This window comes from Pseudomonas sp. RL_5y_Pfl2_69, assembly GCF_963970465.1.
Lineage (GTDB): Bacteria > Pseudomonadota > Gammaproteobacteria > Pseudomonadales > Pseudomonadaceae > Aquipseudomonas.
The window spans coordinates 328,949-354,480 of the sequence record NZ_CAXAOU010000003.1 but is presented as its reverse complement, the minus strand read 5'-3'; the positions used below and the strand labels follow the sequence as shown (position 1 = coordinate 354,480).

General features: G+C 60.2%; 26 protein-coding genes and 1 pseudogene. 10 read left to right on the top strand and 17 right to left on the bottom strand.

All coding sequences use genetic code 11. From position 1 onward, the window contains the following. Nucleotides 1–2: 2 nt before the first annotated feature. The 4 genes from AACY07_RS07740 to AACY07_RS07725 all read right to left on the bottom strand — a co-directional run bounded on the left by AACY07_RS07740 (nt 3) and on the right by AACY07_RS07725 (nt 4,870). Complete coding sequence (locus AACY07_RS07740) at nt 3–1,280, bottom strand: NAD(P)/FAD-dependent oxidoreductase (protein ID WP_339474240.1); 1,278 nt, start codon at nt 1,278–1,280, stop codon at nt 3–5. Next, the gene (locus AACY07_RS07735) at nt 1,273–2,862 is read right to left on the bottom strand and encodes an aldehyde dehydrogenase (NADP(+)) (RefSeq protein ID WP_339474238.1); all 1,590 of its coding nucleotides are present in this window, start codon (nt 2,860–2,862) and stop codon (nt 1,273–1,275) included. Before AACY07_RS07735 ends, AACY07_RS07740 begins: the two co-directional genes overlap by 8 nt. An 84-nt stretch (nt 2,863–2,946) precedes the next feature. After that, nucleotides 2,947–3,894 (bottom strand): dihydrodipicolinate synthase family protein, encoded by a 948-nt coding sequence (locus tag AACY07_RS07730; RefSeq protein ID WP_339474235.1) that lies wholly within the window; start codon nt 3,892–3,894, stop codon nt 2,947–2,949. Between the two features lie 49 nt (nt 3,895–3,943). Then, nucleotides 3,944–4,870, bottom strand: a complete 927-nt coding sequence (locus AACY07_RS07725) for a 4-hydroxyproline epimerase (RefSeq protein WP_339474233.1) — start codon at nt 4,868–4,870, stop codon at nt 3,944–3,946. Nucleotides 4,871–5,036: 166 nt separating this feature from the next. Here AACY07_RS07725 and AACY07_RS07720 point away from each other — a divergent pair, with 166 nt between their 5' ends. Beyond that, nucleotides 5,037–5,810: a helix-turn-helix domain-containing protein gene (locus AACY07_RS07720; protein WP_133079360.1), complete on the top strand. Its 774-nt coding sequence runs from the start codon at nt 5,037–5,039 to the stop codon at nt 5,808–5,810. Nucleotides 5,811–5,813: 3 nt separating this feature from the next. Here the strand turns inward: AACY07_RS07720 and greB are convergent, their stop codons facing one another. From greB to AACY07_RS07705, 3 genes are read right to left on the bottom strand one after another with little or no spacing between them, the layout of a single operon-like run. Beyond that, nucleotides 5,814–6,311 (bottom strand): transcription elongation factor GreB, encoded by a 498-nt coding sequence (gene greB, locus AACY07_RS07715; protein WP_133079361.1) that lies wholly within the window; start codon nt 6,309–6,311, stop codon nt 5,814–5,816. 34 nt (nt 6,312–6,345) lie between these two features. Next, nucleotides 6,346–8,850 carry an ABC transporter permease gene (locus tag AACY07_RS07710; protein ID WP_339474231.1) on the bottom strand — a complete coding sequence of 835 codons (2,505 nt, stop codon included), beginning with the start codon at nt 8,848–8,850 and terminating at the stop codon, nt 6,346–6,348. Then, on the bottom strand, nt 8,850–9,533 hold the full coding sequence (locus AACY07_RS07705) for an ABC transporter ATP-binding protein (protein ID WP_133079363.1): 684 nt from the start codon (nt 9,531–9,533) through the stop codon (nt 8,850–8,852). Before AACY07_RS07705 ends, AACY07_RS07710 begins: the two co-directional genes overlap by 1 nt. 10 nt (nt 9,534–9,543) lie before the next feature. Between AACY07_RS07705 and AACY07_RS07700 the strand changes: the two genes are divergently transcribed. From AACY07_RS07700 to AACY07_RS07690, 3 genes are all read left to right on the top strand, one after another. Next, complete coding sequence (locus tag AACY07_RS07700; protein ID WP_133079364.1) at nt 9,544–10,149, top strand: arylesterase; 606 nt, start codon at nt 9,544–9,546, stop codon at nt 10,147–10,149. 58 nt (nt 10,150–10,207) lie between these two features. Then, nucleotides 10,208–10,501: a hypothetical protein gene (locus AACY07_RS07695; RefSeq protein ID WP_003446817.1), complete on the top strand. Its 294-nt coding sequence runs from the start codon at nt 10,208–10,210 to the stop codon at nt 10,499–10,501. Nucleotides 10,502–10,598: 97 nt separating this feature from the next. After that, nucleotides 10,599–11,627 carry a L,D-transpeptidase family protein gene (locus AACY07_RS07690; RefSeq protein ID WP_133079365.1) on the top strand — a complete coding sequence of 343 codons (1,029 nt, stop codon included), beginning with the start codon at nt 10,599–10,601 and terminating at the stop codon, nt 11,625–11,627. A 138-nt stretch (nt 11,628–11,765) separates the two neighbouring features. Here the strand turns inward: AACY07_RS07690 and oprI are convergent, their stop codons facing one another. Beyond that, a complete protein-coding gene (gene oprI, locus AACY07_RS07685; protein WP_003172710.1) occupies nt 11,766–12,017 on the bottom strand; it encodes an outer membrane lipoprotei OprI in 252 nt (83 codons plus the stop codon). Nucleotides 12,018–12,515: 498 nt separating this feature from the next. On the opposite strand from oprI, the gene AACY07_RS07680 reads away from it, so the two are divergent. Further along, nucleotides 12,516–12,797 (top strand): GNAT family N-acetyltransferase, encoded by a 282-nt coding sequence (locus tag AACY07_RS07680; RefSeq protein WP_019827604.1) that lies wholly within the window; start codon nt 12,516–12,518, stop codon nt 12,795–12,797. Between the two features lie 49 nt (nt 12,798–12,846). Here the strand turns inward: AACY07_RS07680 and AACY07_RS07675 are convergent, their stop codons facing one another. From AACY07_RS07675 to AACY07_RS07645, 7 genes are all read right to left on the bottom strand, one after another. Beyond that, on the bottom strand, nt 12,847–13,944 hold the full coding sequence (locus tag AACY07_RS07675; protein WP_339474229.1) for a 2Fe-2S iron-sulfur cluster-binding protein: 1,098 nt from the start codon (nt 13,942–13,944) through the stop codon (nt 12,847–12,849). Between the two features lies 1 nt (nt 13,945). Next, on the bottom strand, nt 13,946–15,010 hold the full coding sequence (locus AACY07_RS07670; protein WP_339474227.1) for an aromatic ring-hydroxylating dioxygenase subunit alpha: 1,065 nt from the start codon (nt 15,008–15,010) through the stop codon (nt 13,946–13,948). 240 nt (nt 15,011–15,250) lie between these two features. After that, a complete protein-coding gene (locus AACY07_RS07665; protein WP_339474225.1) occupies nt 15,251–16,351 on the bottom strand; it encodes a DUF2817 domain-containing protein in 1,101 nt (366 codons plus the stop codon). A gap of 29 nt (nt 16,352–16,380) precedes the next feature. Continuing rightward, nucleotides 16,381–17,148 carry an ABC transporter ATP-binding protein gene (locus AACY07_RS07660; RefSeq protein WP_219261589.1) on the bottom strand — a complete coding sequence of 256 codons (768 nt, stop codon included), beginning with the start codon at nt 17,146–17,148 and terminating at the stop codon, nt 16,381–16,383. Nucleotides 17,149–17,175: 27 nt separating this feature from the next. Beyond that, nucleotides 17,176–17,889, bottom strand: a complete 714-nt coding sequence (locus tag AACY07_RS07655; protein WP_019827609.1) for an ABC transporter permease — start codon at nt 17,887–17,889, stop codon at nt 17,176–17,178. Next, nucleotides 17,886–18,575 carry an ABC transporter permease gene (locus AACY07_RS07650; RefSeq protein WP_133079371.1) on the bottom strand — a complete coding sequence of 230 codons (690 nt, stop codon included), beginning with the start codon at nt 18,573–18,575 and terminating at the stop codon, nt 17,886–17,888. The genes AACY07_RS07655 and AACY07_RS07650 overlap by 4 nt, the downstream gene beginning before the upstream one ends. Before the next feature lie 111 nt (nt 18,576–18,686). Further along, complete coding sequence (locus tag AACY07_RS07645; RefSeq protein WP_133079372.1) at nt 18,687–19,457, bottom strand: ABC transporter substrate-binding protein; 771 nt, start codon at nt 19,455–19,457, stop codon at nt 18,687–18,689. A 349-nt stretch (nt 19,458–19,806) separates the two neighbouring features. Here AACY07_RS07645 and AACY07_RS07640 point away from each other — a divergent pair, with 349 nt between their 5' ends. Beyond that, entirely contained in the window at nt 19,807–20,742 is a 936-nt protein-coding gene (locus tag AACY07_RS07640) for a LysR substrate-binding domain-containing protein (RefSeq protein WP_339474221.1), read from the top strand. A gap of 110 nt (nt 20,743–20,852) precedes the next feature. Here the strand turns inward: AACY07_RS07640 and AACY07_RS07635 are convergent, their stop codons facing one another. Next, nucleotides 20,853–21,929 (bottom strand): 3-deoxy-7-phosphoheptulonate synthase, encoded by a 1,077-nt coding sequence (locus AACY07_RS07635; protein WP_133079374.1) that lies wholly within the window; start codon nt 21,927–21,929, stop codon nt 20,853–20,855. Between the two features lie 131 nt (nt 21,930–22,060). Continuing rightward, nucleotides 22,061–22,507, bottom strand: a complete 447-nt coding sequence (locus AACY07_RS07630) for a PilZ domain-containing protein (protein ID WP_339474219.1) — start codon at nt 22,505–22,507, stop codon at nt 22,061–22,063. On the opposite strand from AACY07_RS07630, the pseudogene AACY07_RS07625 reads away from it, so the two are divergent. From AACY07_RS07625 to cysB, 4 genes and pseudogenes are all read left to right on the top strand, one after another. Continuing rightward, nucleotides 22,506–22,891, top strand: a pseudogene (locus AACY07_RS07625) (thioredoxin family protein). The gene AACY07_RS07630 and the pseudogene AACY07_RS07625 sit on opposite strands and share 2 nt — an antisense overlap. 38 nt (nt 22,892–22,929) lie before the next feature. Further along, on the top strand, nt 22,930–23,847 hold the full coding sequence (locus tag AACY07_RS07620) for a 5'-nucleotidase (protein ID WP_133079377.1): 918 nt from the start codon (nt 22,930–22,932) through the stop codon (nt 23,845–23,847). Between the two features lie 92 nt (nt 23,848–23,939). Further along, nucleotides 23,940–24,440 (top strand): universal stress protein, encoded by a 501-nt coding sequence (locus AACY07_RS07615; protein ID WP_133079378.1) that lies wholly within the window; start codon nt 23,940–23,942, stop codon nt 24,438–24,440. A gap of 113 nt (nt 24,441–24,553) precedes the next feature. Next, entirely contained in the window at nt 24,554–25,528 is a 975-nt protein-coding gene (gene cysB, locus AACY07_RS07610) for an HTH-type transcriptional regulator CysB (RefSeq protein ID WP_133079379.1), read from the top strand. The last annotated feature ends 4 nt before the right edge of the window (nt 25,529–25,532 follow it).

Here is a 25,532-nt window from a genome sequence, read left to right as displayed (position 1 = left end):
GATCAGAAACGGTCCAGCCGGTAAGGGTGCAGCTCAGGTAGCGCATGGGCACTCGTTGCCCCCGCCAACTGCGTAATCATTTCTGCAGTCACCGCTGCCTGGGTCAGGCCCAGATGCTGATGACCGAAAGCAAGCAGCACCTTGCCGTCGCACACGGTGTCGATGATCGGCAACGAGTCTGGCAGCGACGGCCGAAAGCCCATCCAGGGCGTGGCGGCTTCTGCGCTCAAGTCCCGACGGAACAACCCTTTGCTCAGTCGATGCAGCTGCCAGGCGCGCTCCATGCTCGGTGGCGCCTGCAACCCTGCGAACTCAACCGTACCCGCCAGCCTCAGACCGTCAGTCATCGGGGTCATGATGAACTTGCGCTCCAGCGAGGTGACGGCAAAAGGCAGCCGGTCATGTTCGTGGGGCAGCATCAGGTGATAGCCGCGCTCGGTATCCAGAGGGACCTTTTTGCCGGTCAGCTCGGCAGTGAGTTTCGCCGAGTGGGCGCCGCAGGCGATCACTACCCGCCGGGCCGTCACACGGCCCTGAGGGGTAACCAGGTTTACGCCGGCTTCGCTCAGTTGCCCGCCCGTGACCGGTTGCTTGAGGAACTGCACACCGCAGGTTTTGGCGGCGTTCACCAGTTCGCAGACCACGCGATAGGGGTCGATAAAATGCCCGGTAGCCGGAAAAAACAACCCGCCCTGAATCTGCTCGCTGAGTTGCGGTGCGGTCTCGTGTACCGCCCTGGCTTGCCAGAACTCGACCGGTACCTGTTGCTGACGCATACGCGCCTGAAGTGCTTCGAGCGCCGGGCGCGATTCAGGTCGCTCGTAGACCAGCAACGAGCCGTCCTCCCTCATCAGACCGGGGCAGTCAATGCCGTCGAGCAGCCGGTGCCAGGCCAGCAGGCTGCTCTCGTTGAGGGCGCGGATACCGGCGACGGTGCGCTGGAATGGCGCCGGGCGCAGGTTCAGCAGCAGGCGGGTAAACCAGGGCAGGGCGCGGGGCATGTATTTCCAGTCCAGGCGCAGGGGGCCCATCGGGTCCATGAGCATGGCGGGCAAGCGCTTGAGAATGGACAGGTCGGCAATCGGGAATACCTGTTCGGTTGCCAGGTGCCCGGCATTGCCGAACGAAGCACCCTGGCCCGGTTCCTGTTGGTCGATGACCACCACCCGCAGGCCCTGGCGTGCCAGCTGCAGGGCGCAGGCGACGCCGATAATGCCAGCCCCGACCACTGCGATGTCAGGGGTCGGGTGCGCGCTGTTCGAGCTGAAATGATCAGGCATTGGGTTGGGCTTCTCTGTGGCCATCGAGCAGGCGACGCAGTTGCAGAGGATTGTCATGCTTGAGTGCGCTGGGCAACAAGCTGTCCGGGAAGTCCTGATAGCAGACCGGGCGCAGGAAACGCAGGATAGCCGCAGTGCCGACCGACGTGGTACGGGTGTCCGAGGTGGCCGGGAAAGGACCGCCGTGGACCATCGCGTCGCACACCTCAACCCCGGTCGGCCAGCCGTTGACCAGCAGGCGTCCGGCTTTGCGTTCCAGAATGGGCAGCAAGGCCCTGGCACTTTCCAGGTCTGCGTCATCCAGTTGCAGGGTGATGGTCAACTGACCTTCCAGGTGTTCGAAGACCTGGCGGATTTCTTCATCATCGGCGCATTGCACGACCAGCGACGCGGCCCCGAATACCTCGGCCTGCAACGCCGGATCGGCGATAAAGTCCCGGGCCCGGGTGACGAACAGGTGAGCCTGGCATTGGTTGGGTGTATCGCCTTTCAAGCCTGCTGCGGCTTCTTGCGCGCTGCTCAGTTCGTGCAGCGAGCCGACGCCAGCTTCATATGCCTGGAAAATCCCGGGGGTGAGCATGGTCTGCGCAGGGCTGCTCTTTACCCGCTCGGCTGCGGCGCTGATGAATAGATCCAGAGCGGGGCCCTGGTGGGCAATGACCAGCCCCGGGTTGGTGCAAAACTGGCCAGCCCCTTGGGTCAGGGAGGCCACAAAGCCTTGTGCCAGGGCTTCGCCGCGAGCCTGTAGCGCGCCAGGGAAGAGCACGACGGGATTGATCGAACTCATTTCCGCGTACACCGGGATGGGTTCGGGGCGCGCCTGTGCCGCCTTGCACAAGGCCAGGCCACCGCTGCGAGAGCCGGTAAAGCCGACGGCTTTGATGCGGGGATCGCTGACCAGGGCGATGCCCACCTCGCGACCGGAGCCGAACAGCAGCGAAAACACACCGGCATGCAGGCCCGATTTTTTCACCGCCCGTGCAACCGCATGGCCAACCAGTTCGCTGGTGCCGGGGTGAGCGCTATGGGCCTTGACCACCACCGGGCAGCCAGCGGCCAGGGCCGATGCGGTGTCGCCACCCGCGACGGAAAAGGCCAGCGGGAAGTTGCTGGCACCGAACACCGCCACCGGCCCGAGGGGCACCTGGCGTTGACGCAGGTCTGAACGGGGCAGGGGCTGACGCTCTGGCAAGGCACTGTCTACCCGGACATCGAGCCATTCACCGGCGCGCACGGTGCGGGCAAATGTGCGCAGCTGCTGGCAGGTCCGGCCACGCTCACCGACGATGCGCGGGCGCGGCAAGCCTGACTCGCTCACGGCACGGTCGATCAACTCATCGCCCAGGGCTTCGATTTCATCGGCAATGGTTTCGAGGAACGTGGCGCGAGCCGCCAGGGGTGTTTCACGAAAGCGGTCAAAAGCTTCCCAGGCCAAGGCGCACGCCAGCTCGACATGTTCGCCGGTACCGCCGGGGTAGGCCGGATCGAGCGCAGTGCCGGTGGCGGGGTTGATCGCGCGGATGGCTTCGCGGCTACCGGTGATGGCTTGCTGACCGATCAGCATGTTGCCTGTCAGAGTCATGACGTGTTCCTGGGAGAATGGGTTGGGGCGCGAGCAAGGCGGCGCACCTGATGTGCGCCGCGGGCTTGAGGGTGCAGCGAAGCCTTAGGCGACGCTCTGTTCTGCGGACCAGTTTTTGTACCACTGGCGGAACAGGGTGTACTGGTTCTCGGCGTAATGGCGCTGGGCATCGCTGAGCGCGTCGGTATCGTTGAAGTGCAGGGTGTACTCGGTGTCGCCATTGAGCACCATCAGGTGCTTGTAGTAGAGCACCAGGTCGGTGCCTTCATCGAATGACGAGAGCACGCCAAGGGCGGCTTCCAGCTCGCGGGCCAGACGGCGGGCCTTGGGATCACCGGTGGCGGCCTGCTTGCTCAGGGCTACCAGTTGCAGCACTTCCCGTGGCAGGGCGTTGCCGATACCGGTGATGGCGCCGGTGGCGTTGCAGTTGACGAAACCGTGGACCACTTGGGTATCGACACCGACCATAAGGGTCACGTCATCGTCCTTGGATGTGATGTTTTCGGCGGCGTAACGCATGTCGGCAGCACCGCCGAACTCTTTGAAGCCGATCAGGTTCGGGTATTCGCGGCGCAGTTCGAAGAACAGGTCGGCGCGGGTGGCGAAGCCATAATAAGGGCTGTTATAGATCACCGCCGGCAGCTCTGGAGCCGCCTGCAGGATGGCGGCGAAATGGGCTTTTTGTGCAGCAGGCGAGGCTGCGCGGGACAGCAGTCGCGGAATCACCATCAGGCCCTTGGCGCCGACCTTGGCTGCGTGCGCTGCGTGGGACACGGCTTCGCGGCTGTTTACGGCGCCGGTGCCGACGATGGTCGGGATGCCCGCAGCCACCAGTCGTGCCACACCTTCCTGACGTTCGGCTTCGGTCAACAGAGGCCAGTCACCCATTGAGCCGCAGTAAACGACTGCGCTCATGCCGATGTCGATCAGTTCGCGGCCTTTGGCGACCAGGGCGTCGAAATCCGGCTTGCGCTGGGCGGTGCAAGGGGTCATCAGGGCAGGCATGCAGCCGGTGAAAATGTTGTCGCTCATTGTTGTAACTCCTGGAGTCGTTTATTCGGACGGGTGTGGAACCGGGGGCTTAAATGCCCCACGCGAAAGGATCTTTTTCGTCAATCAGCAGCGTGCTGTCGGCGGTCATGAAGGCCTGGCCGGTAATGAACGGGCGGATACGTTCGCCTTCCCACTGGTAGCTGCCGACGAACTGGCTGGCGGTAATGCTTGCTTGCACCCAGGGCTGGCCTGGAGCCAGTTTTCCATCGGCCGCCAGGCATGCCAGCTTGGCGCTGGTGCCGGTGCCGCATGGGGAGCGGTCGTAGGCCTTGCCCGGGCACATGACGAAGTTGCGGCTGTCTGCCTGGTCGTCGTCGGCAAACAGTTCGATGTGGTCGATCAGGGCGCCGTCTTCGCCGTGGATACCTTGGGCCTCCAGGGCTTTGAGCATCGCCCAGGTGTACTCGGTCAGGGCTTCGACGTTGTCCAGTTGCAGGGCATGGCCATGATCGGAAACCAGGAAAAACCAGTTGCCGCCCCAGGCGATATCGCCGAACACCTGACCGTGCCCCGGTACTTCAACGGCCACCTGCTTGCGGTAGCGGTAAGCGGGCACATTGCCCACGGTCACGCTGCCATCCTCGTGCAGGGTGGCGCTGACCGGGCCGACCGGGGTGTCGATTTTGTGCACGCCGGTCTCGATCAGGCCCAGGTGGTGCAGCGAGGCAACGAGGCCGATGGTGCCGTGCCCGCACATGCCCAGGTAGCCGGCATTGTTGAAGAAGATGACGCCGCAGGTGGCATCTGGCGAAACCGGTTCGCAATACAGCGCGCCGACCAGTACATCATTGCCGCGAGGCTCCAGCAGGCAGGCCCGGCGCCACTGGTCATGCTGGTCGCGCAAGGCATCGCGCTTCTCGACCATGGTATGACCGGACAGTTGTGGAAAACCTTTGATCACCAGGCGGGTGGGTTCGCCGCCGGTGTGTGAGTCAATGATATGTACCTGCTTCATAAACCTATCCATTAGAAGAGAGCAGCGGCCGGGAGGTGTGCAATGTCTTTAGATTGAAGGCCTGAAGAGGTTTGCGATTGATCTTTTCGGTTGATGCCGATGACGAAATCGGCACAATGGCCCAAGGCTGGTTTCGCACAGGTTGTGCAGTTTTGGAGTGAGATTCATGACGCAGAATGCTTTTGCAGCCCTGTGCCAGGGGAGCGACCTGAGTCGTCCCGAGACCCTTGAACAATTGCTGTCAGGCGTGGCGCTTTTGCTGCCGATGCTGGATGTGATTCCCAATGCCGCGATCTTTATCAAGGACATTCAGGCGCGCTACGTCTTGGCCAACCGCACGCTGGTGCAGCGTTGCGGCTTGAAGCAGTTGCAACCCCTGCTGGGCAAAACCAGCGCCGAGGTATTTCCTGAGCAATTGGGGCCTGGCTATACCGAACAGGATCGACGCGTGCTGGAGCAGGGGCTGGTGCTGGAAGATCAGCTGGAACTGCATTTGTACGGGAGCCGGGAGCCGGGCTGGTGCCTGACGCACAAGCGCCCCCTGTACAACCGGGACGGTGCAATCATCGGCCTGGCCGGGATTTCGGTTGACCTGCAGTCGGCCAGTGACACTCACCCGGCCTATCAGCGGCTGGCGGCGGTAGACGAGCACATCCGCCTGCATTTCAACCGTCGCGTCACCCTGGGCGAGTTGACGCGCATTGCCGGGATTTCAGTGGCGCAACTGGAGCGGTACTGCAAGCGGGTGTTCCACCTTACGCCGCGGCAGATGATTCAGAAGGTTCGTCTGGAGCATGCTCATCGGCTGTTGCTGACCGATATCCCCATCACTGAAGTTGCCCTGCAGTGCGGCTACACCGACCACAGCGCGTTCACCCGACAGTTCAAGGCATTGACCGGCTTCACCCCGCGTCAGTACCGACAGGCCACGGCACCCTGAGCGCTACGGGTAGTCAATCGCGACGATGTACACCCACTGCTCCCCGGTGGGTGTCTGTACCTGGACTTCGGCATCCAGCGCCTTGCCGATCAGCGCCCGGGCAAGTGGGGAGTCGATGCTGATCAGGCCTTGCTTGAGGTCAAGCTCATCGGGCCCGACGATGCGGTAGCGCGACTGTTTGCCGTCTTCATCTTCAATGGTGACCCAGGCGCCGAAATAAACCTTGTTCGGATCGCTGGGTTTTTCGCTGACCACCTTGAGGCTTTCAAGACGCTTGGTCAGGAAACGCACGCGGCTATCGATTTCGCGTAGCATTTTTTTGCCGTAGGTGTATTCGGCGTTTTCAGAGCGGTCGCCCTGGGCTGCGGCTTCGCTGACAGACTGCGTCACCTGGGGCCTGCGCACGTGCCACAACTCGTGCAGCTCGGCGCGCATCCGCGCTTCACCTTCAGGGGTGATCAGCGCGGTGCCGGCAGGGCGGGGAGGGCGATAGCGGCTCATGGGCAATCCGTGTGCAGAGGAGGGCGCGAGTCTATCAGCCCTCGCGCAACACTGTCAGCGGGCTGGCATTGAGCGCTCTGCGCGTCCCAAACACGCCTGCACCCCCCACCATCAGGGCGCCCAGCACCGGCAACAGCAGCAGCCACGGGTGCGGGGACCACGGCAGGTCAAAGGCAAAGCGGTAAAGCACCAGGCTGACCAGCTCGGCGCCTAACGCTGCGAGCAAGCCGCTGGTGGCACCCAGCAGGCCGAACTCGATGCGCCTGGCCTTGATCAGCAACTGCCGCTCGGCGCCCAATGCCCTGAGCAGGGCGCCCTGGCGAATGCGTTCATCCAGGGTGGACTGCAAGCCGGAAAACAGCACCGCCATGCCCGCTGCCAACACGAACAGCAGCACGTATTCCACGGCGATGGTCACTTGCGCCAGGATGCTGCGCAACTGCTCAAGCAGGGCATCGATGGGCAGAATGGTCACGGCCGGAAAGCGGCGCGACAACTCGATGACTTCCTTGTCGTGCCCCGGAGCCAGGTAAAAGCTGGTGAGGTAGGTGGCCGGCAAGTCCTGCAAGGTGCCGGGTTGGAAAATCATGAAGAAGTTGGGCTGGAAGTTGTCCCAGTTGATGCTGCGCAAACTGGTGACCTGTGCTTCACGGTTGACCCCGGCCACGGTGAAGATCAGGCGATCGCCCAATTTCAGCTTCAGGCTTTCGGCGACTTTGGCTTCGACCGAGACGCCGGGTACATCGGCGGCTGGCTGTTGGGTCCACCAGGTGCCTGCGGTCAATTCGTTGTCCGCAGGCAGGTTGGCCGCCCAGGTCAGGCTCAAATCGCGCTGAATGGCCCGGTCGCCGCTGGAGTCCTTGCTGACGATGTCCTGCACCGGCTCGCCATTGATACTGATCAAGCGCCCCGGAATAACCGGGTACAGCGGCGCAGCCTGAGCCTGCAGGGTCATCAGGTGGGCGCCGAATGCGTCCTTGTCGGCGGGCAGGATGTTGAGGGCAAAGTAGTTGGGCGCGTCCTTGGGCAACTGGTTTTGCCAGGTGTCGAGCAGTTCGCCGCGCAGCAGGGCGATCAGGCCCATCGACAGCAGGATCAGGCCAAAGGCCAGGGCCTGGCCCGCGGCTGCCAGCGGGTGGCGCAGCAACTGGCCCAGCCCCAGGCGCCAGGGCAGCGAGGCGCGTGCCAGCAGGCGGCGCAGGCTTTGCAGGCCCAGCAGCAGGATGCCGCCCAGCACCAGCGCGGCAATCACGCCACCCCCCAGCAGGGCGAACGTCAGCACCAGATCGAGGCTCATGCGCCACATGATCAGGCCCAGTGCCAGCAGCGCCGCACCGTAGACGGTCCAGGTGCTGGCCGGGATAGGCAGCATGTCGCGTCGCAAGACCCGCAGCGGCGGTACGCGACCCAGTGCCGCCAGTGGCGGCAATGCGAAACCTGCCAGCGCCACCAGCCCGGTGCCCATCCCGGCGATCGCCGGCATCAGGCCGCCGGGCGGCACGTCAGAGGGCAGCAGGTCGTGCAGCAGGGCGAACAGTCCGAGCTGGGCCAGCCAGCCAAGCATGGCGCCTGCAAGGCTGGCCAGCAGCCCGAGCACGGCCAGTTGCAAGGTGAACAGCCACAGTGTTTCGCGCCGCGACAGGCCCAGGCAGCGCAGCAGGGCACTGGCATCGAAGCGGCGATTGGCAAAGCGCGTTGCAGACAACGCCACGGCCACGCCCGCCAACAGGACCGCCACCAGGCTGGCCATGTTCAAGTAGCGCTCGGCCTTGCCCAGCGCCCCGCCGATTTGTTGATTGCCATCACGGCCGTCCAGCAGGCGCTGGTTGGGGTCCAGGCCGGGTTTGATTAACCCTCGATAGGATTCAAGGGCTGGCGCTTCACCTCGCCACAGTTCGCGATAGGTGACCCTGCTGCCCGGTTGGACGATCCCGGTGGCGGCCAGATCCTCCAGGTTGATCAGCACCCGCGGGGTAAGGCTGTACAGATTGCCGGCGCGGTCAGGCTCGTAAGTCAGTACGCGGGAAATGCGTACGGTTTTTGAGCCGACATCGATTTGATCGCCGATGTTGAGATCCAGGGCGGTCAGCAGTCGGGCTTCGGCCCAGGCTTCCCCGGGCCTGGGGCCACCGCCGGGTTGTTCTTCGGCATAGGGTTGGGGGGCGCTTTTCAGCTCGCCGCGCAACGGGTAGGCATCGTCTGCCGCCTTGATGCTGGACAGCTGAATGCCGTTGTCGGTAGCGATCACGCTGGCAAACTCGACCACGCGAGCGTGCTTGAGTCCCAGATCGGTACCGGCCTTGATTTGTTCTTCACGGGCCGGGGAGCTGCCATCAAGCACCAGGTCGGCGCCCAGGAACTCGGTGGCGCGCAACAGCATCGCGCCATTGAGGCGGGCACCGAAGTAACCGATGGCGGTGCTGGCTGCGACCGCAACCAGGAGGGCAAAGAACAGCACGCGCAACTCGCCTGCGCGGGCATCGCGCAGCAATTGGCGTACGGCAAGGCTTAGCAGGCGCAACAGCGGCAGGCGTGCCATCAGGGCTCCAGAGGGCCGACCAGATGGCCAGCTTCAAGGCGGATCAGGCGACGGCAGCGATGGGCCAGGCGTTCGTCGTGGGTCACCAGCACCAGGGTGGTGCCGCGTTCCTTGTTCAGTTCGAAGAGCAGGTCGGTGATGCGCTCGCCGGTGTGACTGTCCAGGTTGCCGGTGGGTTCATCGGCAAACAGCACATCCGGGTTGGCCGCAAATGCCCGTGCAATGGCGACCCGCTGTTGTTCACCGCCGGAAAGCTGGCGCGGTGAATGGCTCAGGCGCTGGCCCAGGCCGACACGTTCCAGCAAATGGCGGGCATGTTCGCGGGCGTCCTTTCGGCCCTCAAGCTCCAGGGGCAGCATGACGTTTTCCAGGGCGTTGAGACTGTCGAGCAACTGGAAAGACTGGAACACAAAACCCACGTGTTCGGCCCGAACCCGGGCTCGCTGGTCTTCGTCCAGTGTGCTCAGGGCCCGACCGGCCAGTATCACTTCACCTTGGCTTGGCAGGTCCAGGCCAGCCAGCAAACCCAGCAAGGTGGACTTGCCCGAGCCGGATGCGCCGACAATCGCCAGACTGTCGCCCTTGCTCAATTCAAGGTTCAAGGGGTGCAGGATGGTTAACTCGCCTTCCGCGCTGGGAACCACTTTGCTAAGGTTCTGCGCGGTGAGAATACTTTCGCCCATGGAGAATCCAATGCGTGTGTGGTTTTTAAGTGCTGCTCTGGCCCTGATGTGCATGGCGCAGACGGCAACGGCGGGAACAATACTGATTGTTGGCGATAGTATCAGCGCGGCTTTCGGACTGGATACCCGTCTGGGATGGGTGTCTTTGCTCGAACAGCGGCTCAAGGAGCAAGGATACGACGACCAGGTGGTCAACGCTTCGATCAGCGGTGACACCAGCGCTGGAGGGCTTGCGCGCCTGCCTGCGCTGCTTGCAGAGCATAAACCCGATGTGGTGATTGTCGAATTGGGTGGCAACGATGGGCTGCGTGGCCAGTTGCCAGCGCAATTGAAACAAAATCTTGCAGGCATGATTGACGCCTCCAGGCAGGCGGGTGCCAAGGTGCTGTTGCTGGGTATGCAGTTGCCGCCCAATTACGGTGCGCGCTACACCCAGGCTTTTGCCGCCGTGTATGGCGAACTGGCCAAGGAAAAAAACGTCCCGCTGGTGCCGTTTTTCCTTGAGGGCGTGGGGGGTAAACCCGAGCTGATGCAGGCCGATCGCATCCACCCGGCGGTCGGGGCGCAGGGGCTTTTGCTGGATAATGTGTGGCCGGCGCTAAAACCCCTGCTTTGATGCTTTTCTAGTGGCAGTGTTTCGGCTAAGGTGGCGCCCCCCCGATTTGGAGCCCCCGATGTCGCGTCCTGCCTGGTCTTTATATGCCTATCAACTGATCGAGCCTGACGAACAGCTCGATCTGTTCGCCTGCCAGGAGGTACGGGTGCATCTGGTGACGCGTCAATTGGAGCTGGGAGGCACCATTGACCGTACGTTGTGTGGCTCATTGCTGCCTGCCCAGCCGCGCTGGTCGGATGTCACGCGCAAGGTCTTTCAAGACCACCGGCTATGCCCGCTGTGCAGGGCAATTATCGAGTCCCAGCGGCGTGGCACCGAGCCTATCTGGCCAGAGTTACGCTTTGAACTATGATGTTACCTGTTTGATGCCCTAGCCGGCTCACGCTCCCCGTGGGCGCGGTGTACACTCCCTTTTTTGTCCCCCGTTGATTATGCGAAGGATGTTCCGGATGTTGTCGCGCCTACCTGCCGTCACCCGCTACCTGTCAGTTGCCGCACTTTGTGTTGCGGGTCCCGCTGTTGCGCTTGAATTCCCGCTGCCACCGCCTGGCGAAGATGTGGTCGGCGAAGTGCAGGTCATCAAGGGCAAGTACGAAGACTCCTTTGCTGATCTGGGAAACAAGTACGAACTGGGCTATTCGGAAATGATCGCAGCCAACCCGGGAGTGGATGCCTGGTTGCCGGTCAAGAAGAACCTGGATGGTACGATCGTCGACACCGATATCGTGTTGCCAACCCAGTTCATCCTGCCGCCGGGCAAACGTGAAGGGATCGTGATCAACCTGGCCGAATATCGTTTGTATTACTTCCCCAAGGACCAGAACAAGGTCTACACCTTCCCGCTGGGGATTGGCCGCGAAGGTTGGGGCTCGCCTCTGGGCCAGACCAAGATCACCGCCAAGACACCCAATCCGACCTGGACGCCACCGGCTTCGATCAAGGCCGAGCACGCCAGAAACGGCGATCCGCTGCCCAACGTCGTGCCTGCAGGGCCTGACAACCCGTTGGGCCCTTTCAAGTTCACGCTTGGCATGCCGGGTTACCTGATCCATGGTTCGAACGCCAAGTTCGGCATTGGTACCGGAACCAGCCATGGCTGCTTCCGCATGCTGAACCAGAACGTGCTTGAAATGTCGCGAATGGTGCCTGTCGGAACACCGGTGCGAATCATCAACGAGCCGTACAAGATTGGTGTCAGCGGCGGCAAGGTCTTCCTTGAGGTCCATGAGCCGTTGAACGTCAAGGATGGCTCGCTGCTGGCCGTCAGCGACAAGTCCCATTTGACCCCTGAAGACTTGCAAAACAAGTACGCCGCGTTCATGAACTTTTTGCTCAAGCACAAAGCCCTGGAAAACAACATCCAGATAGACAAAGACAAGGCGTTCCCTGTTGTGGGTGCCGAGACCGGTATACCTGCAGAGATCGGCATATCCAATTCGCCAGTGGCGGATGGCCAGTCTCTGGATTACGTGCAGTAAAACGCACTAAAAACGCGCAATAAAAAGCCGCCGCGGTTAATACCTTCGGCGGCTTTTTTATTGCCTGCTTAGTGGCCGGCAGGCAATAAAAAAGCCGACCTATAAATAGGTCGGCTTGATAACAATCCCGAAGGACTATTACTTGCGGCTTGCTTTTTCAAGCATGCGCAGAGCGCGCTCGTTTGCTTCATCAGCAGTCTGTTGTGCTTTTTGAGCAGCAGCCAGAGCTTCGTCAGCTTTACGGTAGGCTTCGTCAGCACGAGCCTGGGAGCGAGCTGCTGCATCTTCAGTTGCAGTCAGACGGGCTTCAGTTTCTTTAGATACGCTGCTGCAACCGGTAGCCAGAACTGCGGCCAATGCCAGAGCAGAGAATTTCAGAACGTTGTTCATCGTGTTCCCCTTCAAGGACTTTCTAATTAAAGCTGCTCCTTCAAAGTGAGGAAACAGCCGGCGTACATAGTACCCATTACTTGTAGTAAGTAAAATGACCTAGCGCAAGAACCAAAAAAAATATTTGGCCAGCATTGTTGATGGGCTAGCTTTAACTGATTGTGCTTGTAAAACAGTCAGTTTGGAGTGCGGTCAGGGGCGTGCTCGTTGAGGGCACAACGTGACTTTAAGTGTGGTTCTACGTCATAGCCTCAACCTTCCGGAAATGTTCAGGGCTACTTTAAGGTTGTCGGGCTGACGAAACGTTTTAGCAGGCTTGTTTTGCGGACAATTGCCGACCCCATGAATTGAACATTTGCATTGAGAGTGGCTACTCTTTAATCAGGCGGGTTCACACATTCTGTGCTGGCAGCGCGTGCCTGATGGCGTAGTAGTTCCCTCGGCGGAAAAACAACAGTAAGGTAGGGGTCACGGTACAAGACCCGCGAAGGAGCAAAGATGAGCGAGGCGTTGTCTATCCACCATGACCAGGCAGGTCACCAGTTTGAGACCACTGTCGACGGTCATCGTGCTTACCTGACCTACATGGATTTGGGCAAGCAGACTCTGGATATCTATCGCACGTTCGTGCCTAACGCCCTGCGTGGTCGGGGTATTGCGGCAGCATTGACGGAGCAGGCGCTCGATTACGCCGACAAGATGGGGTACGAGGTGATTCCTTCATGTTCGTATGTCGAACGTTACATGGAGCGTCACAAGCGCCCTCAGGCCAATACCTGAAACCAGATTCATAAAAACGCCGGGCTTGCCCCGGCGTTTTTGTGTCTGGCTACAACTGCACGGTAATGGCGCTGGTGGGGCGTGTGCAGCACAGCAGGATGTTGCCGGGTTGGGGTGTATCCAGGGGTTCTTCCAGATACTCCACGGTGCCCTCCTGCAGCCGGACCTGGCAGGTGTTGCACAGCCCCGCACGGCAGTTGAAGGCGGGTTCCAGCCCGGCCTGTTCGGCCAGTTCCAGCAGCGAGTTACAGCTTTCATTCCACATCACCCGGGTGCCGGACGGCATGAAGCAGACACTCAGGGTGTCGTCATCCGTGCGTGCAGAAGTCGGGACGATGGCGGGTTCTGCAACCGCACTGACTTCGTCTTCTTCCAGCACGGCGGCCGGTCCAAAAAATTCATAGTGAATACGCTCCCTGGCGACCCCGAGGCTGCGTAACAGGCGCCAGTTTGCCTGCATGAACGGACGGGGCCCGCACAGGTAGACATCGTAATCGTCCAGTGGCAGCAGCTGTTGCAGGGTTTGGCGCGTGATCAGTCCTTCGCTGTGATAACGCCCTCTGTCGTCTGCAGCCGGGTTGCGGTAGCAAAAATGCACGGCAATGCCCGAGCGCCTGTCGGCCAGCGCCAGGACCTCCTCGCGCAAGGCATGTACCGCCCCGTTCTCGCAGGCATGCACAAAGTGCACGGCCCGGCCGGATTGCTGGCTCAGGGTGTGGAGCATGCTGACCATGGGTGTCAGACCGACCCCGCCGCTGAACAGCAGCACAGGCCGGGTACTGATCTCGTCCAGCACAAACGTGCCGGACGGCCCCGCCACTTCCAGCAGGTCTCCCACCTGCACACAGTCGTGCAGATGGCTGGAGCCCAGCCCGGAAGGCAAATGGGGCTGGTCGAAGGGCGCAGGTTCGCGCTTGACCGAAATCCGCACCTGGCGCCCATTGGCAGCGCAGGCACTGAAGCTGTAATTGCGTAGCACCGTGCTGCGGTCTGTCAGTGTCAGGCGCAGTGTGAGGAATTGGCCGGGGCGAAAATCAAGCTGGCTGATACCGTCTGCGGGCGCCAGGACGAAGGAGGTGATGAGTGCACTTTCAGGTTGCTTGTCGATCACCCGCCAGGCGCTGAAACCCGGTGTTTGAGTGCTCATCTCAGGCCTCCACGGCATTCGGGGCGGACACCAGCGGAATCAGTTCCTGGGGTTGCTCAAGGGCAATCAGTCGCGCGAGATTGCGTCGAAACCGCAGCGGCCCCGCGTCGGAAGCCAGGTCAATATTCGGGCTGCGCTTGTGGGTCATGCCCTGATGCACAGCGCTGAGTACAACCCGGTCCTCGGCAAACGCGTGGCGCACGTCTTCGTCAAACTGACGGGAAATGTCCTCGTTGTCCTGGTCGAAATTACGCACTTGAAACCAGTAGTAGCGCGTGTTCGAGTCGTCGATGGGGGTCATGAAGTTGTAGGAGTTCATCAGGAATACCTGCTCATGCAGCGCGCCGTCATCACTGCCTGTGCCCGCCGGGGTGAAGATGGCCTTGATGATGGCCTGGGCCGGGTAGTGGACTTCGTAGTGTTGCTTGCGATCACAGTGGCCGCTGAATTTGACGAACTTGGCATAGAAGGGCGCGACTTCAACGTCACGCATCCAGCGCGAAACGATCACGCCGACATCGGTCACTGTGGTTTGCAGCGGTTCCTGGGCACAGGCGGCATTGCCGAAAGAGGACTGGTGGACCCAGGCCACATGGGACGGATCAAGCAGATTGTCGGTCATGTACAGGTAGTTGCAAGGAATGATCATGCTGTCGCCACGGTTCAGGCCCCAGTCAGGATCGCCCCACTCGGGTACGTGACAGATCTTGTCGGCATCGGCCAGTTCGGCGCCGCCCATCCAGATCCAGATCAGGCCGTAACGCACCTGCAGCGGGTAGCTGCGCACTTTGGCGCCTTTGGGCACATGGCTGCTGCCAGGGGCTTTTACGCAGCTGCCGGAGCAGTCGAAGGTCAGGCCGTGATAGCCGCACTCGATGTCATCACCTTTGCGTCGGCCCAATGACAGCGGCAGCTTGCGGTGCGGACACGCATCCTCCAGGGCTACCGGGGTGCCATCACCCTTGCGGTACAACACGACAGATTCGTTGAGCAGCTTGACCGCAAGCAACTCCTCACCCAACTCGGTTTCACTGGCTGCGACATACCACGCGTTGCGCATAAACATGCGGTCTCTCCTTATTATTCTGGTGGTGCCCTGTGCGAGGACGAGACCAGAATAAGAGGCATCGCATGAGTAAGAATAGAGGTCTAAAACTGTTGTGTGTTTTAGTTTTTCTTAACTGATGAGCATCGGATACGCAAAAAAACCGTGGGAGCGGGCTTGCTCGCGATGCAAGCAACACGGCACATCCGGCACGCTGCGCTAATGCCATCGCGAGCAAGCCCGCTCCCACAGGACAAAGGTCTACCGGGTAAGGGACGCTAGCGCCCGCTCCCAGATCTGCCGTGTACGCACCCATACAAGCTCTTGCCAGTCAGGGTCGGCCGGGAAGAATTGCTCCAGCAGTTTGAGTTTGATCTGCCGGGCTTGCGGGCTGAACAGGTCGCCGTGCAGGTGCAGCCACTGGTCATCGCGCAACACCCCGTGAATCTGCTCGCCGGGATAGGTACCGCATTCGATTACAAACGGCATCAACCGCACATGCGGCAGGGCATCAATCAGCGCTTGCGAGGTGTACCCGGTAGCCGTGGCGGCGACGCCTGTGTCGCTGTGGCTGCCAGCACCGGTCATCAGGGTGAACAGCCACGGGCCAAACAGTCGCTGGGCATCCTCCAGTGCCGGATAAGGTGCTTGGGCGATGGTCATCAGCATCGGATGGCCGTAATCACCGGCACCGGTGTGCAGGTCAAAGCACATGACGCTGCTGGCGTGGGCCACATGCTCCTGCAAGATCGTGTGCAAGGTGCGATTCGACCAGCTGGCGCCATTGCCGCCGTAAAACAGCCCGTCGGGATGGCGATACTGGCCCGCTTCGACAATCGACATCACCGCCGACCAGCCGTCGCGCTGAACCCGTGCATTGAGCAGGGCGTCAGCCTGTTCGCGTTGCGGTCCGCGCAGTTGGTCGCAGGTGTAGATCCCGTGCAACGCTTCGTAAGCCTGGTTGTCGGGCGGTGGCTGGTTGAAGTCCAGGTGGTTGCGATTGAGGTCGATATTGTCTTCGTTGACCCGGCGCATCCAGGCCGTGCCCCACGGGTTGATCAGGTGAATCATCAGCACGGCGACTTCATCGGGCAAGCTGCGCTCGCCAAAGGTCTGCAGCCATTGGCGCTGACAGTCGGAGCCGTAGTAACCCTCTACACCGTGGGTGCCGCTCAGTGCCACCAGCAAGTGTTTTGCCTGGGGGTTGCCAATGAGGGCAACGTCGGTGCCAAGCGCCTCGCCGAACGGGCCGCGAAGCGGATGCGGGTACTCGTAAAGTTGTGCGCCTGCCTCGTTGGCCGCCGCCAGGAACTGCTCACGCTGGAGGGTAAAACTGCGGTGTGAAGGGAAACCTGTTGTCATGCCTTGCTCCTGTTGAACGACTTGCCTGCTCACTTCAAGCGCCCGGAAAGAAACTGGGTCAAGCGCTCGCTCTTGGGGTTGACCAGCACGTCGCCCGGCGGGCCTTGCTCCTCAACCAGCCCCTGATGAAGGAACATCACATGGTTGGACACATTGCGCGCAAAGCCCATTTCATGGGTCACCACCACCATCGTGCGGCCCTCTTCGGCTAGGGCCTGCATCACTTTGAGCACTTCACCGACCAGCTCCGGGTCCAGGGCCGAGGTGGGTTCGTCGAACAGCATGACCTCCGGCTCCATCGCCAGGGCCCGGGCAATGGCCACACGCTGCTGCTGACCGCCGGACAGGTGAGACGGGTACTTGCTTTCGACCTCGGGTGCCAGACCCACCTTGTGCAAGTATTGGCGCGCCCGCTCGATGGCTTCCTTGCGCTTGATGCCGAGCACATGGACCGGGGCTTCGATGATGTTTTCCAGCACGGTCATGTGTTGCCACAAGTTGAAATGCTGAAACACCATTGCCAGCTTGGTCCGCACTTTCTGCAGCTGACGCGGGTCAGCCACGCACAGTGCCCCGTTCAGATCCTGCCGGGTGCGGATGGGTTCGTCGTTCACCGTGATGCTGCCGGCGCAGGGTTGTTCCAGAAAGTTGATGCAGCGCAAAAACGTGCTCTTGCCTGAACCGCTGGAGCCAATGATGCTGATCACGTCACCGGCCTTGGCCTTGAGTGACACGCCCTTGAGGACTTCGTGATTGCCGTACTTCTTGTGCAGCCCTTCGATACTGAGTTTGTACATGCTCGATGTTCTCCAGGTGACGCCGGTTCAATGGGCCTGCGGTTGCAAGAAGGCTAGCCAGCGGTTTTCGCAGCGGCGAAACAGCCAGACCAGGGTAAAGACCATCACCGCGTACAACACGGCGGCCAGGCCAAAGGCTTCAAACGAGGAGTAAGTGGCCGAGTTCACATCGCGGGCGACCTTCAACAGATCCGGCACCGTGGCGGTGAAGGCCAGCGTTGTGGAGTGCAGCATCAGGATCACTTCGTTGCTGTAGAACGGCAGCGAGCGGCGCAGCGCCGAAGGCAAGATGATGCGCCGGTACAGGGTGAACTCGGACATGCCATAGGCGCGGCCGGCTTCAATTTCGCCGTAGGGCGTGGCGCGGATGGCGCCCGCGAAAATCTCCGTGGTGTAGGCGCACGTGTTGAGGGCAAAGGCCAGCAGCGTGCAGTTGATGCCCTCGCGAAAGAATGCATCCAGCGTCGGTTGGTCGCGCACTACCTGCAGGCTGTAAATCCCGGTGTAGAGAATCAGCAGCTGGATGTACAAGGGGGTGCCGCGAAACACGTAGGTGTAGAACCACACCGGAAGGCGCAGCAGCGGATTGCGCGATACCCGGGCTACCGCCAGTGGCACGGCCAGGGTGCCGCCGATGGCGATAGAGGCAACCAGCAGCCACAAGGTCATGGCTACGCCCGAGAGTTGATACCCATCGAACCACAGGTAGGATTTCCAGTATTCCTGGATGATTTCGTTCATAGCTGGGCACCTCTGACGCCGACCGAATAGCGGCGCTCAAGCCACATCAATACACCGTTGGACACCGTGGTCAGGGCCAGATAAATCAGCCCGCCGATCACGCTGAAAAAGAACAGGTCCATCGAGTTCTTGCCGGCATCCTGGGTGACTTTGACGATATCGATCAAACCGATGATCGACACCAGCGCGGTCGCCTTGATCAGTACCTGCCAGTTATTGCCGATGCCCGGCAGCGCGAAGCGCATCATTTGCGGGAACAGCACGCGGATGAAGACCTGACGCCGATTCATGCCGTACGCCACGGCTGCCTCAAGCTGGCCTGCCGGCACGGCCTGAAAGGCGCCGCGAAAGGTTTCGGTGAAATACGCCCCGTAAATGAAGCCCAGGGTCAGTACCCCGGCGGCGAACGGGTTGATATCGATTTGCTCGACCTGCAGCCATTCGGTGAGGTTGTTCAGCCAGATTTGCAGGCTGAAGAACAGCAGCAGCATGATGACCAGATCCGGCACGCTACGGATCAGCGTGGTGTAGCCCGCTGCCAGGTAGCGCACGGCCGGTTGCCTGGACAGCTTGGCTGACGCGCCGATCAGTCCCAGCGTGACGGCCAGCAGCATCGACAGCAGTGCCAGCTGGATTGTCGCCAGCGTCCCGTCGACGATCAGTGAGCCATAGCCCTGTAAGAACATGTTCTGTCGCTCCATGGGCAACGACGGTCCGCAGACCGGTTGCACGAAAGTGAACTGCAAGGCACCGGATCACCTGCATGCAGGTGATCCGGCACCGTTCAGACGCGGGCTTCAGTTATAGATGTCGAAGGTGAAGTACTTTTTCTGGATCGTGTCGTAGGTGCCGTCCTGGTGCATGGCGGCCAATGCCCGGTTGATGGCTTCGAGCAGTACCGGGTCGTCCTTGCGCAGACCGATGGCGATGCCTTCGCCGAGGATCTCGATGTTGGACACCGCGTCGCCGGCGAAGGCGAAGCCGTTGTTTTTGCTGGTTTGCAAGAAGCCGATATCGGCCACTGCCGCATCGGTCAGGCTGGCGTCGATCCGGCCGCTGACCAGGTCGGGATACAGCAGGTCCTGGTTGGGGTAGGTGACCATGATCACCCCTTGCGGCGCCCAGATGGCTTTGACGTAAGCCTCTTGAGTCGTGCCTTGGGCGACGCCCACGCGTTTGCCTTTCAGCGATTCCGGGGTCGGCAGCAAGCCGCTGTCTTTTTTGGCGATCAATCGGTTAGGGGAGTTGTAGAGACGGTCCGAGAACGCGACGTTCTTTTTGCGCTGCTCGTTAACGGTCATGGCCGACAACACCGCGTCGAATTTCTTCGCCCGCAAGGCAGGGATGCTGCTGTCGAACGGGGTCTCGACCCATTTGCACTTGACCTTGAGTTCGGCGCAGATGGCATTGCCCAGATCAATATCAAAACCCACCAGTTCACCCTTTTCGTTTTTTGATTCGAAGGGTGCGAAGGTCGGGTCGACGCCGAAGCGAATCTCGGTCAAGTCCTTGGCCAGGATGCCGGTGGATGTCAGGGCTAAGACAGCTGCGAGGACAAGTTTTTTCATTTTTATTTTCCTTTGTCTGACGGGGGCGGCGTGATGACCGTGCTACAAATACGTCGTGCATTGATCGTACCTGTATATACATGATGAGCAATTTACAGGCCAATTCCGCTGGATGGCGTGCCAGAGCAGTTGCCTGGATAGGTTAGGGCCAGGAATGCACGGGCCATGTCACTCAACAACGGTGTGTCGTTACGTAGAGTTACATTCGTGTGGGAAATTTCCTCGTTCTGCTGCGGGGGGTGGCAAGACCAGAATACGAGGCTTTCATTTTTCTAAAAGAGGGTGAAAGCTGTGGCTTCCTATAGCTGCGCTAAAGTATCAACCCGTCGATTTGCCTCAGGAGATGTTGATGAACAGCTTGCCTTCCCTGCGTGCCCTGCAGGTTTTTGAAGCCGTTGGACGTTTCGGCGGGATTGTTGAGGCGGCCAGACGCCTCGGGATTTCGGCAGGAGCGGTGAGCCAGCAGATGAAGCTGCTGGAAGACACTCTGGGGTTGAGCCTGACCCACAAGGTCGGCAAGCGCATCCGCCTGACCGTTGCCGGTCAGCGTTACCACGAGAGTTGTGCTGCGGCTTTTGAAAGCCTGCGCGTTGCCCAGACCGAGGTCGAACGCTCGAAAAATGCCAGCAACCTGCGCATCAGTGCTTTGCCGTCGTTGCTCTCGGAGTGGCTGGCACCCCACGTCTATGCCTGGCAGGACGAGCATCCGCAGCTCAATGTGTTTCTCGACGCCAGCCATGCAGAGCCCTCGACTGAGGGGTATGACATCGACTTTCGTTTCACCTACGGCGATTACGTGGCGGGCGAAAACGCTATCGAGCTGTACCGCGATTGCGTGGTGCCCGTGCTGAGCCCGAAGTTATTACGCGCCGACGCTGCGCTCAATAGCCCCAAGGACTTGTTGGCGTATCCCTTGCTGTCGATTGACTGGTTGCCCAAGTTCGCGTCGCCACCGTCCTGGCGCGACTGGTTCAAGGACCGGCAGGTGGACTATGAAGGCCTGCGTGATGGTTATCGGGTCTATTCACTGTCGTCCATGGCGATCCATGCGGCGCTGGCGGGGCAGGGCGTGGTGCTGGCGCAGTATTCGATGGTGGCTGATGCGTTGGCGCAAGGGCGCCTGATCATGCCGTTTGCCCACGGCTTGCCCTTGCCTTCGGCGTATTTTCTGGTGGGTGCAAAGGGGGCTTTTGACAAGGCGCACTGTCGCGACTTTCATCGCTGGATGGTGGCCAAGGGGCGGGAACAGAGAGTGGCGAGTCAGCGGTTGCTGGAGAACACATAACCTGAAACCAGCGTGGGAGCGGGCTTGCTCGCGATGCCGGCGACACGGTCATTCAGCCAGACCATGTAGATGCCATCGCGAGCAAGCCCGCTCCCACCTGTCAGTGCGCTTTAGCCGCGATCACGCTTGGGCAGTACATCCTTGAGCTTGGCGCGCATGCTGCGCAGGGTGCTCTCGGTGGACGCCCAGTCGATGCAGGCGTCGGTAATCGACACGCCGTACTGCAAGTCTTCAAGGTTTTTAGGGATTGCCTGGCAGCCCCAGTTCAAGTGACTTTCAACCATCAGGCCGATAATCGACTGGTTGCCCTCGACGATCTGGTTGGCCACGTTCTCCATTACCAGCGGTTGCAGTGCCGGGTCTTTGTTGGAGTTGGCGTGGCTGCAGTCGACCATGATGTTCGGGCGGATTTTCGCCTTGTTCAGTGCCTGCTCGCAGAGCGCAACGCTGACCGAATCATAGTTCGGCTTGCCGTTGCCACCGCGCAATACCACGTGGCCGTAGGCGTTACCCTTGGTGGTAACGATCGACACGCCGCCTTCCTGGTTGATACCCAGGAAACGATGGGGGCTGGAGACCGACTGCAGGGCGTTGATGGCAACGGTCAGGCCGCCATCGGTGCCGTTTTTGAAACCTACCGACGAAGACAGGCCAGAGGCCATTTCGCGGTGGGTCTGGGATTCGGTGGTGCGTGCGCCAATGGCCGACCAGCTGATCAGGTCCTGCAGGTACTGCGGGGAGATCGGATCAAGGGCTTCAGTGGCCGTTGGCAGGCCCATTTCAGCCAGGTCCAGCAGCAGCTTGCGGCCGATGTGCAGGCCGTCTTCGATCTTGAACGAGTCGTCCAGGTACGGGTCGTTGATCAGACCTTTCCAGCCAACAGTGGTGCGTGGCTTTTCAAAATAAACGCGCATGACCAGATACAGCGTATCGCTGACTTCTGCGGCGAGCACTTTCAGACGCTCGGCATACTCGTGGGCAGCCTTGATATCGTGGATCGAGCAAGGCCCGATGACAACGAACAGTCGATGGTCAGTGCCATCCAGGATGTTGCGAATCACCTCACGCCCTTTGGTCACCGTCTGCAGAGCCGTTTCACGCAAAGGCATTTCGCGCTTGAGCTGTTCAGGTGTGATCAGGGTTTCGTTGGAGGCAACGTTTAGGTCGTCGATCGGTAAATCAGCCATCGTGTTACTCGTCAGGTCACGGGTGCCGGCCGCCAGCGATCCCCGTGCGGCGGAGCACAGCTTGATTGAGCGCATCGGGGAGCCGAACCTTAACGCGTTATCCGGTAAGTCGACAATGGGCAGGCACAGCTTTAATCCAGTACCGCCTGCGCCATTGCGTGATCCAGGGTTGCCTGAGAGAACTCTACGGCGTGGTGGCTGACCCATTCCAGGGCAAGGGCTTCCAGATCTTGCGGACATGAGTTTTGTTGTTGCTGGAGGCGGGAGTAGTGCTCGATCTGGCAGATCTGTTCGCCCATGCGCGCCCCGAACAGCGCTTGTTCGTCGATCAGGGCCACCCCGATGCGATAGCCGTTCAGGTGTTTCTCGCACCAGGCTATATAGCCCGGATAGTGTGCGCTTTCCCCCAGGGTGGGCATGTACATGTCGACGGCGGTACCCCGTCGCCAGGCTCTATCAGTGTTGCATGACACGCCTGCGAGGCTGATAGAGTGCAGCTTGTGGCGCGAAAGTGAAGGTTGTTTGCGTCGCGTTATCTCAACGGGAATATCGTCTGGGTGAGGTAAAAAACGACCCATGAAAGCTGACTCCAAGTGCCATCAAATTAGTATTGTCTTTTGAGTATAGTGACTGAAATGGAACTGACAGACTTTGATGCCGATCAGCGCCTGCTGGCGTTGCCCGGGACTTCACTGGTGATCTTCACCAGCGCGGGCTGTTCGGCCTGCCGTACTGCGCGGCGCATGTTGCCCGCTATGCAGTTGCCCGTTGATCGGTTGTGCTGGATCGATGCCGGTGACAATGGTGGTCTGGTCGAACGTTACGAGATTTTCCATCTGCCCACCCTGTTTGTGGTGCGCGACGGGGCCTTCTACGGTGAGTTGAAGTCCCGCCTGAGTGAGGGCGAACTGGCGCACCATATTCGACTCGCCTTGATGCATGAGCCTGACGAGCTACCGTGAAGCGGTGTCCGAACCCGCTTGAAACCTGTGGAGGCAACATGAGCAAAGGCTTAAAGGGCAAGCTGGTGCTGGCCATTTCTTCTCGGGCCCTGTTCGATTTGAGTGATAGCCATCAGGTGTATCTGAACAAGGGGATCGAGGCCTACCGGCAATACCAGATTGAGCATGAAGATGAAGTACTGGCGCCGGGGGATGCCTTCGCGCTGGTCAAAAAGCTCCTCAGTTTCAACGCAAGCCTTGGGCGTGACCGGGTCGAGGTGGTGCTGGTGTCACGCAACAGTGCCGATACCGGGTTGCGGGTATTCAATTCCATCCAGCATTACGGCCTCGATATTTCCCGTGCAGCCTTCAGCGGCGGGCGCAATCCCCATCCGTACCTCAATGCCTTTGGCTGTGACCTGTTTTTGTCGACCCATGCCGAGGATGTGCGCAGTGCACTGGATGCAGGTTTTGCGGCGGCGACCATCCTGTCGGGGGGTGCACTACGGGCCGAGAGCAACGAGTTGCGCATTGCCTTCGACGGTGACGCGGTGCTGTTTTCCGATGAATCGGAGCGGGTTTTCCAGTCCGGTGGCCTGGAGGCTTTTCAGTCTCTTGAACGCGAATCTGCCCGCAACCCGCTGCGTGGTGGGCCGTTCAAAGGTTTCCTGGAGGCGCTGAACCTGCTGCAGCGCGAGTTTCCTGATGACGCCTGCCCGATTCGTACCGCGCTGGTCACCGCACGGTCGGCCCCAGCCCATGAGCGGGTGATCCGTACGCTGCGCGATTGGGATATTCGCCTGGACGAGTCGCTGTTTCTCGGAGGACTGGACAAGTCGGCGTTTCTGGAGGCCTTTGCTGCCGATGTGTTTTTTGATGATCAGGCGGGTCATTGCGAAAGGGCGCGCCAGGTTGTCGCTACCGGTCATGTTCCACACGGCATCAGCAATGAATCCCGGGATTCGGTGCCCGAGTAAGCCTGCATGCAGGTGGTCGAGGGGGCTTCGTAGTTGTCCGGGCGCTGCTAAGCTGAATCTACCTCGTTCATCAAAGCTGTCGGGAAGGTCGCATGATTCGCTCAATTCTCTATGCCACTGACCTCGGCGTTTATGCGCCCGTTGTAATGCAGCATGCGCTGGGGCTTGCCCGCAGCTTCGGCGCCGATCTGTTTGTGGTGCATGTAGTCGAACCCATGGGGCTGTTTGCCGAGTCAGTCCTGCAGAGTTATCTCGATGAGCATGCGTTGAACGAACTGCACCGCCAGGGCATGCACACCATGCTGTCGAATATTGAATTGCGTGTCCTTGAGAATCTTCGTGAGGAGTTGGCAGGGTGGGAGTTGGAACTGGCCCTGATTCGCTCGGTCAAGGTTATTCAGGGAGAACCTTCACAAGTCATTCTGGAGCAGTCGAAAAAGTTGTGCGTAGATCTGCTGATCCTGGGCAGTCACGCCCAGCCCACGGGGGGCGAGTCGCATTTGGGGCGAACCGCAACCAGGGTGATCGAGCTGGCGCAGATGCCGGTATATCTGGTGCCGCTGACACAGCGTCGGCGCAGCGCTGATGTGTAAGGCTGATGAATCGATAAAAACGATAAAAAGTTCTAGATTTCTTATTCCAACCTTCCATATAGTTATATATCGCCGCCGATACCCTTGGCGTCTATCAGCTTTGAGGGATGCATATGAAGCTTCAACAATTGCGCTACATCTGGGAAGTGGCGCACCACGACCTCAACGTTTCGGCCACTGCACAGAGCCTTTACACCTCACAGCCGGGTATCAGCAAACAGATCCGCCTGCTTGAAGACGAACTGGGGGTCGAGGTTTTTGCCCGTAGTGGCAAGCACCTGACCCGAGTGACACCGGCGGGCGAGCGCATCATCACGACGGCTGGCGAGATCCTGCGCAAGGTCGAAAGCATCAAGCAGATCGCTCAAGAGTTTTCCAACGAGAAAAAAGGCACGCTGTCGATTGCCACCACCCACACCCAGGCGCGTTACGCCTTGCCGCCGGTGATCAGCAATTTCATCAAGCAGTACCCGGATGTCGCGTTGCATATGCATCAGGGTTCGCCCATGCAAATTGCCGAGATGGCCGCTGATGGCACCGTTGACTTTGCAATTGCCACCGAGGCCCTGGAGCTGTTTGGCGATCTGGTGATGATGCCGTGCTACCGCTGGAATCGCTGCGTGGTCGTGCCACAAGGTCACCCGCTGACCAAACTGCCAAAGCTGACCCTCGAAGCCCTGGCTGAATTCCCGATTGTGACTTACGTATTCGGCTTTACGGGCCGTTCCAAGCTCGATGAAGCCTTCAGTCATCGCGGCCTGACCCCCAAGGTGGTGTTCACCGCGGCTGATGCTGACGTGATCAAGACCTATGTACGTCTGGGCCTGGGTGTTGGCATCGTGGCCAAAATGGCCGTGGACACCAAGCTCGACAACGACCTGGTGGTCCTGGATGCCAGCGAACTGTTCGAGTCCAGCATCACCAAGATCGGTTTCCGCCGTGGCACCTTCCTGCGCGGATTCATGTGCGACTTTATCGAGAAGTTTGCCCCGCACCTCACCCGTGAAGTAATGGCAAAGGCCATTGCCTGCCACAACAAGCAAGAGCTCGAAGAACTGTTTGAAGGGGTCGAGCTGCCGGTGCATTGAGTGC

What these genes read in the sequence shown, in the direction of transcription:
- AACY07_RS07740 (WP_339474240.1), bottom strand. Translation starts at nt 1,280, where the DNA reads ATGCCTGATCATTTCAGCTCGAACAGCGCGCACCCGACCCCTGACATC.
- AACY07_RS07655 (WP_019827609.1), bottom strand. Translation starts at nt 17,889, where the DNA reads ATGAACGAAATCATCCAGGAATACTGGAAATCCTACCTGTGGTTCGAT.
- AACY07_RS07620 (WP_133079377.1), top strand. Translation starts at nt 22,930, where the DNA reads ATGAGCAAAGGCTTAAAGGGCAAGCTGGTGCTGGCCATTTCTTCTCGG.
- AACY07_RS07665 (WP_339474225.1), bottom strand. Translation starts at nt 16,351, where the DNA reads ATGACAACAGGTTTCCCTTCACACCGCAGTTTTACCCTCCAGCGTGAG.
- AACY07_RS07650 (WP_133079371.1), bottom strand. Translation starts at nt 18,575, where the DNA reads ATGTTCTTACAGGGCTATGGCTCACTGATCGTCGACGGGACGCTGGCG.
- AACY07_RS07615 (WP_133079378.1), top strand. Translation starts at nt 23,940, where the DNA reads ATGATTCGCTCAATTCTCTATGCCACTGACCTCGGCGTTTATGCGCCC.
- AACY07_RS07670 (WP_339474227.1), bottom strand. Translation starts at nt 15,010, where the DNA reads ATGTTTATGCGCAACGCGTGGTATGTCGCAGCCAGTGAAACCGAGTTG.
- AACY07_RS07705 (WP_133079363.1), bottom strand. Translation starts at nt 9,533, where the DNA reads ATGGGCGAAAGTATTCTCACCGCGCAGAACCTTAGCAAAGTGGTTCCC.
- AACY07_RS07660 (WP_219261589.1), bottom strand. Translation starts at nt 17,148, where the DNA reads ATGTACAAACTCAGTATCGAAGGGCTGCACAAGAAGTACGGCAATCAC.
- AACY07_RS07635 (WP_133079374.1), bottom strand. Translation starts at nt 21,929, where the DNA reads ATGGCTGATTTACCGATCGACGACCTAAACGTTGCCTCCAACGAAACC.
- oprI (WP_003172710.1), bottom strand. Translation starts at nt 12,017, where the DNA reads ATGAACAACGTTCTGAAATTCTCTGCTCTGGCATTGGCCGCAGTTCTG.
- greB (WP_133079361.1), bottom strand. Translation starts at nt 6,311, where the DNA reads ATGAGCCGCTATCGCCCTCCCCGCCCTGCCGGCACCGCGCTGATCACC.
- AACY07_RS07645 (WP_133079372.1), bottom strand. Translation starts at nt 19,457, where the DNA reads ATGAAAAAACTTGTCCTCGCAGCTGTCTTAGCCCTGACATCCACCGGC.
- cysB (WP_133079379.1), top strand. Translation starts at nt 24,554, where the DNA reads ATGAAGCTTCAACAATTGCGCTACATCTGGGAAGTGGCGCACCACGAC.
- AACY07_RS07695 (WP_003446817.1), top strand. Translation starts at nt 10,208, where the DNA reads ATGTCGCGTCCTGCCTGGTCTTTATATGCCTATCAACTGATCGAGCCT.
- AACY07_RS07725 (WP_339474233.1), bottom strand. Translation starts at nt 4,870, where the DNA reads ATGAAGCAGGTACATATCATTGACTCACACACCGGCGGCGAACCCACC.
- AACY07_RS07630 (WP_339474219.1), bottom strand. Translation starts at nt 22,507, where the DNA reads ATGGGTCGTTTTTTACCTCACCCAGACGATATTCCCGTTGAGATAACG.
- AACY07_RS07720 (WP_133079360.1), top strand. Translation starts at nt 5,037, where the DNA reads ATGACGCAGAATGCTTTTGCAGCCCTGTGCCAGGGGAGCGACCTGAGT.
- AACY07_RS07700 (WP_133079364.1), top strand. Translation starts at nt 9,544, where the DNA reads ATGCGTGTGTGGTTTTTAAGTGCTGCTCTGGCCCTGATGTGCATGGCG.
- AACY07_RS07680 (WP_019827604.1), top strand. Translation starts at nt 12,516, where the DNA reads ATGAGCGAGGCGTTGTCTATCCACCATGACCAGGCAGGTCACCAGTTT.
- AACY07_RS07640 (WP_339474221.1), top strand. Translation starts at nt 19,807, where the DNA reads ATGAACAGCTTGCCTTCCCTGCGTGCCCTGCAGGTTTTTGAAGCCGTT.
- AACY07_RS07710 (WP_339474231.1), bottom strand. Translation starts at nt 8,850, where the DNA reads ATGGCACGCCTGCCGCTGTTGCGCCTGCTAAGCCTTGCCGTACGCCAA.
- AACY07_RS07730 (WP_339474235.1), bottom strand. Translation starts at nt 3,894, where the DNA reads ATGAGCGACAACATTTTCACCGGCTGCATGCCTGCCCTGATGACCCCT.
- AACY07_RS07735 (WP_339474238.1), bottom strand. Translation starts at nt 2,862, where the DNA reads ATGACTCTGACAGGCAACATGCTGATCGGTCAGCAAGCCATCACCGGT.
- AACY07_RS07675 (WP_339474229.1), bottom strand. Translation starts at nt 13,944, where the DNA reads ATGAGCACTCAAACACCGGGTTTCAGCGCCTGGCGGGTGATCGACAAG.
- AACY07_RS07690 (WP_133079365.1), top strand. Translation starts at nt 10,599, where the DNA reads ATGTTGTCGCGCCTACCTGCCGTCACCCGCTACCTGTCAGTTGCCGCA.